Origin of the sequence: Candidatus Aramenus sp. CH1, from assembly GCA_022678445.1 — an archaeon.
Classification (GTDB): domain Archaea; phylum Thermoproteota; class Thermoprotei_A; order Sulfolobales; family Sulfolobaceae; genus Aramenus.
The window spans coordinates 148,850-161,742 of record JALBWU010000007.1; the positions used below are offsets into that span (position 1 = coordinate 148,850).

The 12,893-nt window shown below is 49.5% G+C and carries 13 protein-coding genes; 11 read left to right on the forward strand and 2 right to left on the reverse strand.

All coding sequences use genetic code 11. The features are described from left to right. The first annotated feature begins 73 nt into the window (after positions 1–73). Positions 74–1,516, forward strand: a complete 1,443-nt coding sequence (locus MPF33_06810; GenBank protein ID MCI2414938.1) for a UbiD family decarboxylase — start codon at positions 74–76, stop codon at positions 1,514–1,516. Here the strand turns inward: MPF33_06810 and MPF33_06815 are convergent. Further along, positions 1,488–1,772, reverse strand: coding sequence for a hypothetical protein (locus tag MPF33_06815; protein MCI2414939.1), 285 nt, complete (start codon positions 1,770–1,772; stop codon positions 1,488–1,490). The two genes, MPF33_06810 and MPF33_06815, sit on opposite strands and share 29 nt — an antisense overlap. A gap of 77 nt (positions 1,773–1,849) precedes the next feature. Here MPF33_06815 and MPF33_06820 point away from each other — a divergent pair, with 77 nt between their 5' ends. Both MPF33_06820 and ppsA read left to right on the forward strand, forming a co-directional pair. Continuing rightward, entirely contained in the window at positions 1,850–2,509 is a 660-nt protein-coding gene (locus tag MPF33_06820) for a Snf7 family protein (protein MCI2414940.1), read from the forward strand. Between the two features lie 162 nt (positions 2,510–2,671). Beyond that, on the forward strand, positions 2,672–4,957 hold the full coding sequence (gene ppsA / locus MPF33_06825; GenBank protein ID MCI2414941.1) for a pyruvate, water dikinase: 2,286 nt from the start codon (positions 2,672–2,674) through the stop codon (positions 4,955–4,957). 235 nt (positions 4,958–5,192) lie between these two features. Here the strand turns inward: ppsA and MPF33_06830 are convergent, their stop codons facing one another. Continuing rightward, positions 5,193–6,269, reverse strand: coding sequence for an inositol-3-phosphate synthase (locus MPF33_06830; protein ID MCI2414942.1), 1,077 nt, complete (start codon positions 6,267–6,269; stop codon positions 5,193–5,195). Positions 6,270–6,362: 93 nt separating this feature from the next. Between MPF33_06830 and MPF33_06835 the strand changes: the two genes are divergently transcribed. From MPF33_06835 to trpC, 8 genes are read left to right on the forward strand one after another with little or no spacing between them, the layout of a single operon-like run. Further along, entirely contained in the window at positions 6,363–6,635 is a 273-nt protein-coding gene (locus MPF33_06835; GenBank protein ID MCI2414943.1) for an acylphosphatase, read from the forward strand. Between the two features lie 52 nt (positions 6,636–6,687). Then, positions 6,688–7,959 carry a TrpB-like pyridoxal phosphate-dependent enzyme gene (locus MPF33_06840; protein ID MCI2414944.1) on the forward strand — a complete coding sequence of 424 codons (1,272 nt, stop codon included), beginning with the start codon at positions 6,688–6,690 and terminating at the stop codon, positions 7,957–7,959. After that, positions 7,956–8,690 (forward strand): tryptophan synthase subunit alpha, encoded by a 735-nt coding sequence (gene trpA / locus MPF33_06845; protein ID MCI2414945.1) that lies wholly within the window; start codon positions 7,956–7,958, stop codon positions 8,688–8,690. Before MPF33_06840 ends, trpA begins: the two co-directional genes overlap by 4 nt. After that, the gene (trpD, locus tag MPF33_06850) at positions 8,680–9,726 is read left to right on the forward strand and encodes an anthranilate phosphoribosyltransferase (GenBank protein ID MCI2414946.1); all 1,047 of its coding nucleotides are present in this window, start codon (positions 8,680–8,682) and stop codon (positions 9,724–9,726) included. The genes trpA and trpD overlap by 11 nt, the downstream gene beginning before the upstream one ends. Further along, the gene (locus MPF33_06855) at positions 9,716–10,315 is read left to right on the forward strand and encodes a phosphoribosylanthranilate isomerase (GenBank protein ID MCI2414947.1); all 600 of its coding nucleotides are present in this window, start codon (positions 9,716–9,718) and stop codon (positions 10,313–10,315) included. Before trpD ends, MPF33_06855 begins: the two co-directional genes overlap by 11 nt. Beyond that, positions 10,297–11,574 (forward strand): anthranilate synthase component I, encoded by a 1,278-nt coding sequence (locus MPF33_06860; protein MCI2414948.1) that lies wholly within the window; start codon positions 10,297–10,299, stop codon positions 11,572–11,574. The genes MPF33_06855 and MPF33_06860 overlap by 19 nt, the downstream gene beginning before the upstream one ends. Next, on the forward strand, positions 11,552–12,136 hold the full coding sequence (locus MPF33_06865) for an aminodeoxychorismate/anthranilate synthase component II (GenBank protein ID MCI2414949.1): 585 nt from the start codon (positions 11,552–11,554) through the stop codon (positions 12,134–12,136). The genes MPF33_06860 and MPF33_06865 overlap by 23 nt, the downstream gene beginning before the upstream one ends. Positions 12,137–12,138: 2 nt before the next feature. After that, the gene (gene trpC / locus MPF33_06870; GenBank protein ID MCI2414950.1) at positions 12,139–12,885 is read left to right on the forward strand and encodes an indole-3-glycerol phosphate synthase TrpC; all 747 of its coding nucleotides are present in this window, start codon (positions 12,139–12,141) and stop codon (positions 12,883–12,885) included. Positions 12,886–12,893: the final 8 nt, after the last annotated feature.

Consider the following 12,893-nt stretch of genomic DNA (forward strand, 5'->3'; position numbering starts at 1 on the left):
AACCTTTATTCACCGTCAGCAAATGCTCATTTCCATAAAAATATAAGCTTTTTGTATTATTCTAGTTTATAATATGACTTTCAAGGATCTAAGAGATTATATAAAATTCATGGATGAAAGAGGCAAAATTATACACATTGAAGACGAGGTCGACCCGGTTTTAGAGATAGCGGAGGTGAGCAGAAGAGCTACTTACGCCAACTTACCCCCACTGCTCTTTGAGAGGGTGAAGAACTACGAGGGGTGGAAAGTCCTCACAAACGTGTTTGGCTCAATGGAAAGCGTGTACGACGTATTTGGTACAAGGGATCTCGAGGGGATATCTCAGTCGTTCCTCTCCATCTTGGGCGAGCTTCCCGTAACCCTGCTTGACAAGGTCAAGTCATTGGGCAACGCGTTGAGGATGGGCAAGTTCATGCCAAAGTCAAGCAGTCCTAAGTTCGAGGAGAACCCAATTGGCCTTACCGACGTTCCTGCGCTCAAAACTTGGCCAAAGGACGCTGGGAGGTACTTTACCTTTTCCATAGTTATAACTAAGGATCCCTCCGGCGTCAACAACCTAAGCGTCTACAGAGTCCAAGTGCTCAACGAAAGGGAGGCCATAGTGCACTGGCAGGCGTTCAAGAGGGGCTCTTTGACTGCCTCAAAGTACAAGGAAAGGGGCGTGACCAAGATACCCGTGGCCATAGTCAACGGAGTGGATCCAGTAATAGCGTTTACTGCCTCGTCTCCAGTACCTCCGGGGCTTGACAAGTACCTCTTTGCTGGCATACTGAGGGGAGAGGGCGTGGACGTCCACGAACTTAGTAACGGTATCCTAGTTCCCTCCCATGCAGAGTCTGTCTTCGAGGGTTACGTTGACTTAAACGACGTGAGGTTAGAGGGACCTTTCGGGGACCACTTGGGCTACTACACTCCGCAGGACTACTATCCCGTGTTTAAGCTGGAGAGGAGCTACGTCAGGAAGTCGCCCGTCTTTCACGCCACTTCAGTGGGTAAGCCTCCACTGGAGGACGCGTGGATAGGGAAGGCGGTGGAGAGGCTGTTCTTACCATTCCTTAAGGTGATTATTCCCGAGCTAGTGGACATGAACTTGCCAGAGTATGGTCTGTTTACGGGCATTGGCATCTTCTCCATCAGGAAGAGCTACCCGGGACAGGGGAAGAGGGCCATGATGTCAATATGGGGAACCGGGCAGTTGAGCTTACTCAAGGTGGTCATAGTAGTTGATTCCGACGTCAACGTGCACGATTTGAACCAAGTGCTCTACACTATAGCCTCAACCGTAGATCCAGCAAGGGACGTCTTAGTGATCCCGAACGTCCTCACAGACTCCCTAGACCACACTACTCCACATCCCCCTCTAGGGAGCAAAGTGGGAATCGACGCAACTAGGAAGTTCAAGGAAGAGCTTGGAAGGGAGTGGCCAGAGGAGGTTAAGAGCGACGAAGAGGTGGTAAAGAGGATTACGCCAATTTGGGAAAAGATCAGAGCGAAATATCCTCCCTTAAGGTAATGTCGCCGTCTTTAAAGATGACGGAGACCTCGACGACGTCGTTAGTTGTCAACGGTAACTCCATTTTCCCGTCTTTCTTGAGCTCCCCGTCTACCTTAACCTCGTCGGTTATTGTCCTAACTCCCACGTCTCCCTGTGGCGTCACTACTGTTACCTTGTACTTAACTAAAACTTCCCTTACAAAGAGGTTCTTACCTGAGATGTTTTCCAATATAAGCTTTCCTCCAAGTAATTTAGCTGTGAACCTCCTGGACATGATGCCCTTTCTCGCGTGTATATTATGGGATTCCCGTATTAAATCATACTACCATACAAGGTAATAATTAGACCCGTATGGCTAACAAGGTAGAAGAGTTCGTTAAGGGTTGGAACGGAAAACAGGAACCCAGTCTAGGGGAGAAACTAAAGGGCGCTTTCACCTCAAAACAGCCTCTAAGGTACAAGCTCGTGATGGCCCACTATAAGCTCAAGTCCACGATTAGTAGGCTAGAGGTATACATATCCAAGATGCAGGAAAGGGACAGGGTCCTCTTCGAGAGAGTAGTAGACGCCAAGATGTCTAAGGACACTGCAAGGGCTGCAATGTACGCCAACGAAATCGCCGAGATCAGGAAGGTCACGAAGCAGTTAATAGCGACCCAGATAGCGTTGGAACAAGTGGAGCTCAGGCTTGAGACTGTGACGGAGCTTGGAGACGTGTTCACAAACTTGATACCCGTAGTCGGAGTGGTAAAGGAGCTGAGGAACTCCATACGCGGCATGATGCCGGAGCTAAGCTTGGAGCTAGCTGACGTGGAAGAGGGCTTGCAGGAGGTCGTAATAGAGGCAGGAGACTTCACTGGTGCTAACCTAGAACAGGCACCGGCTAGCCCAGAGGCTAGGAAGATACTGGAGGAGGCCTCTGCAATAGCGGAACAGAGGATGAAGGAGAACTTCCCAGAGTTGCCTTCCTTCGTGACCAGTACGCAAAAGAGCAACGCTTCTCAAAAATAACCATTTTCACAAATTTTCTCTATATAATCTATTTTTTGTTCACTTTTACATTCTAAGCAAACTTTTAAGCCATAAGCTAGAGATTATTAATGGTGGAGGGTTATTGTCGAGGAGGTAGTAAGCGGTGGTTACATTCTCGACATTTCTAAGCTTAGAAAGGACATGATAGATATAGCAGGAGGAAAGGGGGCGAATTTAGGCGAACTGGTGAGCTTTGGTATAAGGGTTCCTCCAGGGTTTATAATTACCTCCAAGGCTTATTACTACTTTATTTCGTATAACAATCTTAACACGAAGATAAAGGAAATTTTAGACCAGGAAAAGGACGTAGAAGAGGCTAGCAAGAGGATAAAGGAGCTTATCTTAAAGTCAAAGATCCCAGAGGACCTCGAGCAAGCTATATTCTCTGCCTACGATGAACTAGCCAAAAGGGTCGGGACGGAGATCTTGGTCGCAGTGAGGTCCTCAGCTACGGCAGAGGACTTAGAAAACGCCAGTTTTGCGGGCCAGCAGGACACCTACTTGAACGTTACTAGGCCAGAGCTCCTCAACAACGTAAAAATGGTCTGGGCCAGCCTTTTCAACGCTAGGGCCATAGAGTATAGGAGGGCAAAGGGAATAGACGTGGAAAAGGTTGGAATAGCCGTCGTCGTACAAAAGATGGTGAACTCCAGATCAGCAGGCGTCATGTTCACCTTACACCCAGCCAACGGGGACAGGAACTTCGTAGTAATAGAGTCCTCGTGGGGTTTAGGAGAAGCTGTAGTGGGAGGGAAGGTAACTCCTGATGAGATAGTGATAGAGAAGTCCACTCTAAGGATCGTGGAAAAGAGGGCATCCCATAAGACCCTTAAGATCTACTATGATAGGGTTCAGAAGAAAAACGTTGAGGCAGAGCTAAAAGGCGAAGAGGCGGACAAGATTAGCTTGACCGACGAGGAAGCCATAGAGCTGGCTAAGTTGGCTTTGAAAATAGAGGAGCACTACGGCAGGCCAATGGATATAGAGTGGGCAATTGACGCCGACATGAAGTTCCCGGATAACGTGTTCGTAGTGCAGGCGAGGGTAGAGACTTTCTGGAGCTCTAAGGCTAAAGCCCAGCAAGAGGAGAAGAAGGTAGAGGTTCCCGAGAGGAAGGTTCTCATCAAGGGACTCGCTGCAAGCCCCGGTATAGCGAGCGGGAGGGCGAGGGTCATACTAGACGTTAAGGATACTAAGGACTTCCAGAAGGGCGACATACTGGTCACAAAGATGACGGATCCAGACTGGGTTCCAATCATGAAGATTGCATCAGCGATAGTCACAGATGAGGGAGGAATAACCAGTCACGCAGCGATAGTCTCTAGGGAACTTGGGATACCAGCGGTGGTTGGCACTAAGGAGGGAACCAAGCTCATCAAGGACGGGCAGGATATCACGGTAGACGCCACCAGAGGAGTGGTCTACGAAGGCAGGATAGTAACTGAAAAGGTAGAGGAGAAGCCAGTAACTGCCCAAGGTCTGAGCAGGGACATCCTCCTCAGTCTTTACCCAATAACTGGTACGAAGATTTATATGAACCTTGGCCAACCAGACGTAATAGAGAAGTACGTGGACCTCCCGTTTGACGGAATAGGCCTCATGAGGATAGAGTTCATAGTGAGCGAGTGGATAAGATACCACCCGCTGTACCTCATCAAAATAGGAAAACCGGAGGAGTTCGTGAACAAGCTGGCCGAGGGAGTAGCTAGGGTAGCTAGCGCAATCTATCCTAGGCCAGTGGTGGTTAGGTTCTCGGACTTTAAGACCAACGAATACAAGGGGCTCATAGGAGGGGAAGAATTCGAACCGGAGGAGAGGAACCCAATGTTGGGATGGAGGGGCGTCTCGAGGTACATTAGCCCACAGTACGAACCAGCATTCAGGCTAGAGGTGAGGGCAATAAAGAAGGTAAGGGAGGAGATGGGGTTAAACAACGTCTGGGTAATGTTCCCGTTCGTGAGAACGCTGACGGAACTTAGGAAGGCAATGAAAATAATGAAGGACGAGGGACTAGAGAGAGGCAAGAACTTTAAGGTCTGGGTGATGGCTGAAGTACCATCAGTTATTATGCTGGCTGATGAGTTCTCCAGGCTTGTGGACGGTTTTAGCATAGGAAGTAACGACCTAGCCCAATTAACTCTTGGCGTTGACAGGGACTCGGAGATCTTAGCCAGGACTGGATACTACGATGAAAGGGACCCAGCCGTGCTGAGGTCCATGAGAAAGTTGATAAGAGTAGCTCACAAGTACGGGAGGACTGTCTCCATATGCGGGCAAGCCCCCAGCGTTTACCCAGAGGTTACCGAGTTCCTGGTCAAGGAAGGGATAGATAGCGTGAGCGTCAATCCGGACGCCGTGGTCAGCACTAGAAGGTTGGTAGCTAGCATAGAGCAGAAACTAATGCTTCAAGGCTTGAGAAGAAAGTAAATTTTTCGCGCACTCCTTACATATCCTTCTACTTCCGTCGTAAAAAGAAGTACACTCTTGGCAAACGAGCCTTCCACAGCTTTCGCAATACCCTAGTGACAACCTTTCTCCGCACAGCTCGCATAGGCTCATCTCGCAGATCTTACAAATCCCTTTAATTGGGACGAAGTCGTCTTCGCATACCCTCCTCTTACACAGTCTGCACTCTCTGATGCTCTCCTTCTCCTCGCAAATCTCACATAACGAACTCCTTAAACCACCTGTATGCCTCGTCATCGTCCTTAGCCTGTACTGGCGGGTGCTTAAAGTAGAACGCAGATACCTTGTCCAAGGGCCCGCCAACTTTCCTGTCTAACGCGATCTTCACCGCCCTTATTACGTCTACTAATACGGCAGCGCAGTTGGACTTATCGTCTACCTCGAGGCTTGCCTCAACCTTAATGGGTATGCCAGCGAAACCCGAGCCCTTAACGTAAATGTAAGCAACTTTAGTGTTGCCGAGGAAAGGAACGTAGTCGCTGGGGCCTATCCTTATTTTTCCCTCGCTCTCTATCTCCACTGCGTTGTCCAACGTGCTAGTTACCGCTTTTGTCTTGCTTATCCTCTTAGAGTAAAGCCTCTCCTCGGTCTTCATGTTCAAGAAGTCGGTGTTCCCTCCAACGTTTAACTGGTAGGTCTCCTCCACCTTTACTCCCCTTAGCCTAAAGAGCGATGTTATGGCCCTGTGGAAGATCGTGGCCCCTATCTGTCCCTTTACATCGTCCCCAGCTAACGGAATGTTCTTAGCCTTAAACATCTTAGGGAACTTTCCAGTGGGGTCGCTGGCTATGAAGACCGGTATGGCGTTGACGAAGGCCACGTTAGCTTCTAAGGCAGCCCTGGCGTAGGCTCTTGTTGCGTTCTCACTACCTACAGGTAACATGTTGACGAGGATTTCAGCCTTGGAGTCCTTCAGTTCCCTTACCACGTCCTCTATTTTTCCGTCAACCTCAGGGTTAAACACGTTAAACATGTGAGGTGCGACGCCGTCTAGTACTGGCCCCTTACTCACTTTTACTCCCAGCTTTTTCATTTCAACGATCCTGGGGGTTATGTTGGGCTTCTCAAATATGGCCTCTGCCACGTCCTTCCCCACCTTGTTCTTGGAAACGTCAAATGCCGCTACAACCTCTATGTCAGTGATGGAGTAGTTTCCCACAAACGGTGTAATTAGTCCCTCAGTGAAGTTCCTTCCCCTCTGCTTGTAGTACTCTATACCTTGGATTAACATGGAGGCGCAGTTTCCTAGTCCTGCTATTGCTATCCTGATCATAATTTTTAAGCATGACAAAGAGTTAAAATATGTTTGTGATGAAAGGGAAAACCCGGACCAGTGAAGAAGTGGAGCGACACTGAGGCGATGTGTATGTTGAGGAGAATGTACATAAGGGTTTACGGTCTAGTGCAGGGAGTAGGGTTTAGGCGTTACGTTCAAATTAACGCCGCGAGGCTGGGGATAAGGGGGTACGCTAAGAACCTTCCAGACGGTACTGTGGAGGTGGTAGCGGAGGGTTACGAGGAAGCGTTAAACAAGCTCCTCGAGGTCGTCAAGAGGGGTCCCCCACTGTCGAAGGTAGAGAAAGTAGATTATCGCTTTGAGGACTACAGGGGAGACTTCGAGTCCTTTGAGACGTACTGAAATTCTTATATATCCGAACTTTTATTAACTTCTTGGTGTTCTTGTTGTACCAATGGTAGAAAGAGAGGAAATCTTACCGAAGTATTGGTATAACGTAATACCAGACCTCCCTAAGCCTTTACCTCCACCTAGGGATCCACCGGAAGCCGAGTTCTCCAGGATAGACCTCCTGAGGAAGATAATGCCAAAGGAGGTGCTAAGGCAACAGTTCACAGTCGAGAGGTTCATAAAGATCCCCGAGGACGTGAGAAACGCTTACCTTAACATAGGAAGGCCAACACCGCTGTTGAGGGCAAAGAGGCTTGAGGAAATGCTGGGAACCCCCGCTAAGATATACTTTAAGTTCGAGGGGGCGACGCCGACTGGCTCTCACAAGATAAACACAGCGTTGCCTCAAGCGTACTTCGCTAAAGAGGAAGGGGTGAACCACGTAGTTACGGAGACGGGAGCGGGCCAGTGGGGAACTGCAGTAGCGCTGTCCGCAAGGATGTTCGACATGAACGCCACTGTCTTCATGGTTAGGGTCAGCTACGAACAGAAGCCCCAAAGGAGGACCATAATGCAACTTTACGGAGCTGACGTCTACGCCAGTCCTACAAACTTAACGGAGTTTGGAAGAAAGATCTTAGCAGAGAACAAGGATCACCCAGGCTCTCTGGGTATAGCAATGAGCGAGGCAATAGAGTTTGCATTAAAGAACGAGATAAAGTACCTAGTGGGAAGCGTGTTGGACGTGGCGATCCTCCATCAAAGCGTAATCGGACTCGAGGCCATAAGGCAATTGGACGAGCTAGGCGAAGACCCAGACGTGCTAATAGGATGCGTTGGAGGGGGGAGTAACTTTGGTGGATTTGCATTTCCGTTCTACGGTGCTAAGAAGGGCAAGAAGTTCATAGCAGTAGGATCTTACGAGATCCCCAAATTCAGCAAGGGAGATTACGTTTACGATTTCCCGGACACCGCGGGTCTATTACCTCAAGTTAAGATGATAACCCTCGGCAAGGACTACGTGCCTCCGCCAATTTACGCTGGAGGACTTAGGTATCACGGTGCAGCACCGTCTCTGAGCTTGTTGATAAAGGAAAAAGTAGTGGAGTGGAGGGAATACAGCGAGCCAGAGATCTTTGAGGCGGCAAAGCTGTTTATGAGGGCACAAGGTATAGTACCTGCCCCAGAATCGGCTCACGCCATAAAGGCTGTCATAGACGAGGCATTGGAGGCTAAGAGAGCCAACGAAAAGAGGGTCATAGTGTTCAACTTAAGCGGTCACGGGTTACTCGACCTGCCAAACTACGAGTCAATGATGAAAAGGTCTTTGAAATGAGAAAGATGCTAGTCTCCTATATGACGTTGGGTTACCCAAACGTGGAGGGCTACTTGGAGTTCATTGACGGAGCTATTTCGCAGGGAAGCGACGTCCTAGAGGTGGGCATAAAGCCAAAGTTTGCCAAGTACGACGGTCCCGTCATTAGGAAGAGCTATAAGGCTGTTAACCTTAGCGAAGGCGAGACCTGGGAACTGCTAAAGGAGACGAGGAAGAGAAGCAACGTTCCAGCGATCGTGTTAACTTACTTGGAAGACTGGCTGGGAAAACTGGACGAGTTTCTGTCCAAGCTTAGGGAGGTAGGAGTTAACGGGGTGCTTTTCCCCGACTTGATAATAGACTTTACAGATGAGTACGAGAAGTACGTGAAGGCAATAAGGGATCACGGGTTAAAGGCTGTGATCTTCACCTCGCCCTCAGTTCCGGACACAATGATCCACGACCTCTCCAAGAACTCCGACCTTTTCCTGTACTACGGCGTGAGGCCTACCACGGGTGTCCCAATACCCGTGAGCGTAGACTCCTTGATAACTAGGGTAAGGACACTTGTGGAGAACAAGCTTGTGGTGGGGTTTGGCTTGTCTGACGTCGAAGACATGAGAAAGGCATTGAGGGCTGGGGCAGACGGAATTGCGATAGGGACTGCGTACATAGAGGAAGTGGAGAAGAGGGGAGTAAAGTCGGCCATCTCCCTAGTCAAGTACTTTAGGGGGGTGTTGGATGAGTTTTAGGGATCTCCTGATTAAGGTGACTGAGAGGAAAGATCTTACAGAGGACGAGGCTAGGGAACTCGCGGACCTGATGTTCGAGGGAAACATCAACGAGATAGTGACGTCCGCCTTCCTAGCCTCCTTGAAGACCAAGGGCGAGACCGTGGACGAGATAGTGGGGTTTGCCAGCTCAATGAAGGCCCACGCACTTAAGGTAGGTCCTCTAAACGCCCTAGACACAGCGGGTACTGGGGGGGACGGACTGGGGACAGTTAACGTGAGTACCGTATCAGCGATAGTTGTAAGTCAAGTTTACCCTGTAGCAAAACACGGCAACAGGGCGGCTAGTAGCAAGAGCGGTAGCGCGGACGTGTTAGAGGCATTTGGATACAACATTGCTGTCCCTCCTGAATCTGCAGAAAAGCTGTTAAAGAGGCACAACTTCGTCTTCCTTTTTGCGCAATTGTACCACCCAGCTATGAAGAACGTGGCAAACGTCAGAAGAACCTTGGGGATAAGGACAATATTCAACGTGTTGGGCCCCCTTACTAACCCAGCAGGCGTAAAGAGGCAAATGACCGGGGTCTTCTCTCCCTCGTTTATGGAAAGGATGGCCCTAGCAGGAGTCAAGTTGGGTTACGATAGGATGCTACTGGTTCACGGTGAACCCTGGCTTGACGAGGTTAGCCCATGTGGTAAAACGTACGTCTACGAAGTAAAGGGAAACAAGGTGGAGAGTTACGTGGTTGACTACTCCGAGTTTTTGAGGGAGAAGATACCAATTGAGAAGCTTACAGTAAAGGACAGCAAGGACTCCGCCATAAGGTCTTTGAGGGCCCTCTACGGTAAGGACAAGGAAGTAAGGGAGTTCATCAGGATTAACACAGCGTTCGCCCTTTACGCCTCCGGGGTGACTAAGGACTTACGTGACGGCTTTGAGCTCTCCGCCCAGCTTGTGGACACGGCGAGCCGTAAACTGTACGAGATAGTCGAAGGGAATGGAGACGTGTCTAAGCTCAAGGCCCTAATGGCAGAGGCGGGTATAAGTGAAGGTTAAAATCTGCGGTATATCCACCCTACTCGACGCGGTAAGCGTTTCCAAGATGGACGTCGACTTCCTAGGCGTTGTGATAGACAACGTTAGCCCTAGGTTCGCTAAACCCGAGTTCGTCTCCTTCAGCAAGAAGGTCTCCGACAAGCCCATTGTCGCAGTCAAGGTTAAGGGTTCAATAGGGACAATCGTGAAAGAAAGTGGGGGAGCTGACTTCATTCAAATACACAGGGTTCTCTCCGACGGCGAACTCGAGGAGCTAACCACGTATAATAGAAAGTTCATACTTTACGTCCCTGGAAGCGCAGAATATTATAAGTACGTGGGCAAGGCGTTTATGCACTCTGATCTAGTCCTGCTGGACTCGCCCAGGAAGGGTGAGAGGCTAAACTTGGAGTACGCTAAGGGGGTCTTGAGGGACTACCCAGACCTTGGGCTAGCTGGGGGAATCAACGAGGAGAACGTCAAGCAGTTCGTTGACCTAAACCCGGGGTGGATAGACGTATCAAGCGGGGTTGAAGCTTATCCAGGCAAGAAAGACCTTAACAAGGTCAAGAAAATCATAGGTGTTGCGAAATGGAAGTCCACCCAATAACGTCTTTTGCCCAACCGTACGAGGTTTTTAAGTGTATAGAAGGCTCAGAGGACTACGTTGCCCTCTTGGAAAGCGTCAACGGTCCCTCAAACCTGTCGAGGTACAGCATTATTGGATGGGGGACAAAGAGGTACGTTAAGGTAGACGAAGGGGACTCGCTGGAGGACAAATTGCTGGGCGCCCTACCACAGCAAGACCCCGAGTTCAAGTTCCTCGGCAACATGGTAGGTTACGTTTCCTATGACGCAGTAAGGCAATGGGAAAGAGTAAGGGATCTGAAGCTTCCCGCTGAGAAGTGGCCCTACGCAGAGTTCTTCTTGCCGGAAAACCTCATAGTTTACGACCACCAGGCGGGTAAAGTTTACCTCGACGGCGATATAAAGTACTACAACTGCGGAGAGATAGGAGAACTAAAGGTAGAGAGGTACGACGAGTCGATGAAAAAGGGCGAGTTCGAAGAAGGGGTTAAGAGAGTCCTGGAATACATAAGGGCAGGGTACGCATTTCAAGTGGTCCTCTCTAGGTTTTATCGTTTCTCCTACAAGGGTGACCTAATGAGGTTTTACTACAATTTGAGGAAAGTGAACCCGTCTCCTTACATGTTTTACCTTAAGTTTGGAAAGAGGAAGGTGATCGGATCGAGCCCCGAGCTACTCTTCTCGGTGAATAGGGGAATAGCGGAAAGTTACCCAATAGCTGGCACCAGGCCTAGGGGGTCGACCAGAGAAGAGGATCTGGCCCTAGAACAGGAGCTACTTGCGTCGGAGAAGGAGAGGGCAGAGCACCTTATGCTAGTTGACCTAGCAAGGAACGACTTGGGAAAGGTGTGTGTGCCAGGGACGGTTAAAGTTCCCGAGTTTATGTACGTGGAGAAGTACAGCCACGTCCAACACATAGTTAGCAAGGTTGTGGGGACGTTAAGGAAGAACTTGACCCCAGTGGACGTCCTTAAGGCCACGTTCCCTGCAGGGACAGTTAGTGGGGCCCCGAAGCCAATGGCAATGAACATTATCGAGGAGATAGAGCCGTTTAAGAGGGGGCCTTACGCGGGGGCCGTTGGTATCGTCTCCCAAAGCTCCGCTGAGTTCGCCATCGCCATAAGGACCGCGTTTGTCAACGACGACTTAATAAGGGTACAGGCAGGTGCAGGCATAGTGTACGATTCCGCGCCGGAGATGGAGTACTACGAGACTGAGCACAAGATGAAGGCATTACTAGTTTCCTTGGGTGAGAAAGGTGGACATAACTCTGATAATTGACAACTACGATAGCTTCGTCTACAACATTGCCCAGTCAGTGGCGGAGCTGGGCACTTACCCAATCGTGGTAAGGAATGACGAAATCACGCTGAGCGGAGTGGAGAGGATAAACCCAGACAGGATAATAATCTCCCCCGGGCCCGGATCCCCCGACAAGAAGGAGGACATAGGCATAGTTATAGACGTAATAAGAAAGCTGGGTAAGAGGATCCCTATCCTTGGAATATGCCTTGGTCACCAAGCCATAGGCTACGCGTTTGGTGCGAAGATAAGGAGGGCAAAGAAGGTCTTCCACGGCAAGCTCAGCAACATCGTGCTCCTGAACCAGTCCGTGCCAATATTTCAAGGCCTGCCGAGGGAGTTCAAAGCCACTAGGTACCACAGCCTTGTGGTCGATAACGTGTCATCGCCGTTAATACTCGACGCTAGATCAAAGGAGGACGACGAGATAATGGCCCTCCACCACGAGGAGTTCAAGATATACGGAGTGCAGTTCCACCCAGAGAGCATAGGGACTTCTGAAGGTCAAAAGATATTTTATAATTTCCTAAATAGGGTATAGAGATGCCCAGATATCTGGAAGGGTGGCTCAAGGAGGTCGTGGAAAACGCTCTTAGGAGGCCATACGTAGATGCCAAGAGGAAGAGGCCGATTTTCCCCTTATATAACGCCATCCTCAGGACTAAGGAGAGCGGAAGGAACGCTATTATAGCCGAGTACAAGACTAGGTCTCCCTCTGGTTTTAAGGCCGAGAGGGATCCAATAGAGTACGCTAAGTTCATGGAGGCTAACGGAGCCACCGCCCTTAGCGTTTTGACGGAGGACAAATTCTTCGGGGGCTCATACTCCACTTTAATTAGGATAGCCGACGAGGTTAGCATACCCGTGTTGATGAAGGACTTCGTGGTAACTGAAAGTCAAATAGACACAGCCTACAACATAGGGGCAGACTCAGTCCTTCTAATTGTGAGGATCTTGACGCAGAGAGAACTGACCAACCTAATAGAGTACTCTAGGACTTACAAGATGGAGCCCCTCGTGGAGGTACACAACGAGTATGAAGTAGAGATTGCGTTGGACAGTGGTGCCAAAATAATTGGCGTAAACTCTAGAGATCTCCAGAGCCTAAAGGTAGATATAGGGAGAGTTAAGAAGCTCTTGCAGTACATTCCAAACAAGATGATGAAGGTAGCGGAAAGCGGGATAGACAACAGGGAGACTATTAACGAGCTCAAAAAGGCTGGGGCGAACGCTTTCCTCATCGGTTCTGCCCTAATGACGGATCCAGCTAAAATTAAAGACTTGGTTTAACGATTTTT

Coding starts and splice junctions, on each gene's coding strand:
- MPF33_06810 (MCI2414938.1), top strand. CDS start 74: ATGACTTTCAAGGATCTAAGAGATTATATAAAATTCATGGATGAAAGA.
- MPF33_06815 (MCI2414939.1), bottom strand. CDS start 1,772: ATGTCCAGGAGGTTCACAGCTAAATTACTTGGAGGAAAGCTTATATTG.
- MPF33_06820 (MCI2414940.1), top strand. CDS start 1,850: ATGGCTAACAAGGTAGAAGAGTTCGTTAAGGGTTGGAACGGAAAACAG.
- ppsA (MCI2414941.1), top strand. CDS start 2,672: ATGATAGATATAGCAGGAGGAAAGGGGGCGAATTTAGGCGAACTGGTG.
- MPF33_06830 (MCI2414942.1), bottom strand. CDS start 6,269: ATGATCAGGATAGCAATAGCAGGACTAGGAAACTGCGCCTCCATGTTA.
- MPF33_06835 (MCI2414943.1), top strand. CDS start 6,363: ATGTTGAGGAGAATGTACATAAGGGTTTACGGTCTAGTGCAGGGAGTA.
- MPF33_06840 (MCI2414944.1), top strand. CDS start 6,688: ATGGTAGAAAGAGAGGAAATCTTACCGAAGTATTGGTATAACGTAATA.
- trpA (MCI2414945.1), top strand. CDS start 7,956: ATGAGAAAGATGCTAGTCTCCTATATGACGTTGGGTTACCCAAACGTG.
- trpD (MCI2414946.1), top strand. CDS start 8,680: ATGAGTTTTAGGGATCTCCTGATTAAGGTGACTGAGAGGAAAGATCTT.
- MPF33_06860 (MCI2414948.1), top strand. CDS start 10,297: ATGGAAGTCCACCCAATAACGTCTTTTGCCCAACCGTACGAGGTTTTT.
- trpC (MCI2414950.1), top strand. CDS start 12,139: ATGCCCAGATATCTGGAAGGGTGGCTCAAGGAGGTCGTGGAAAACGCT.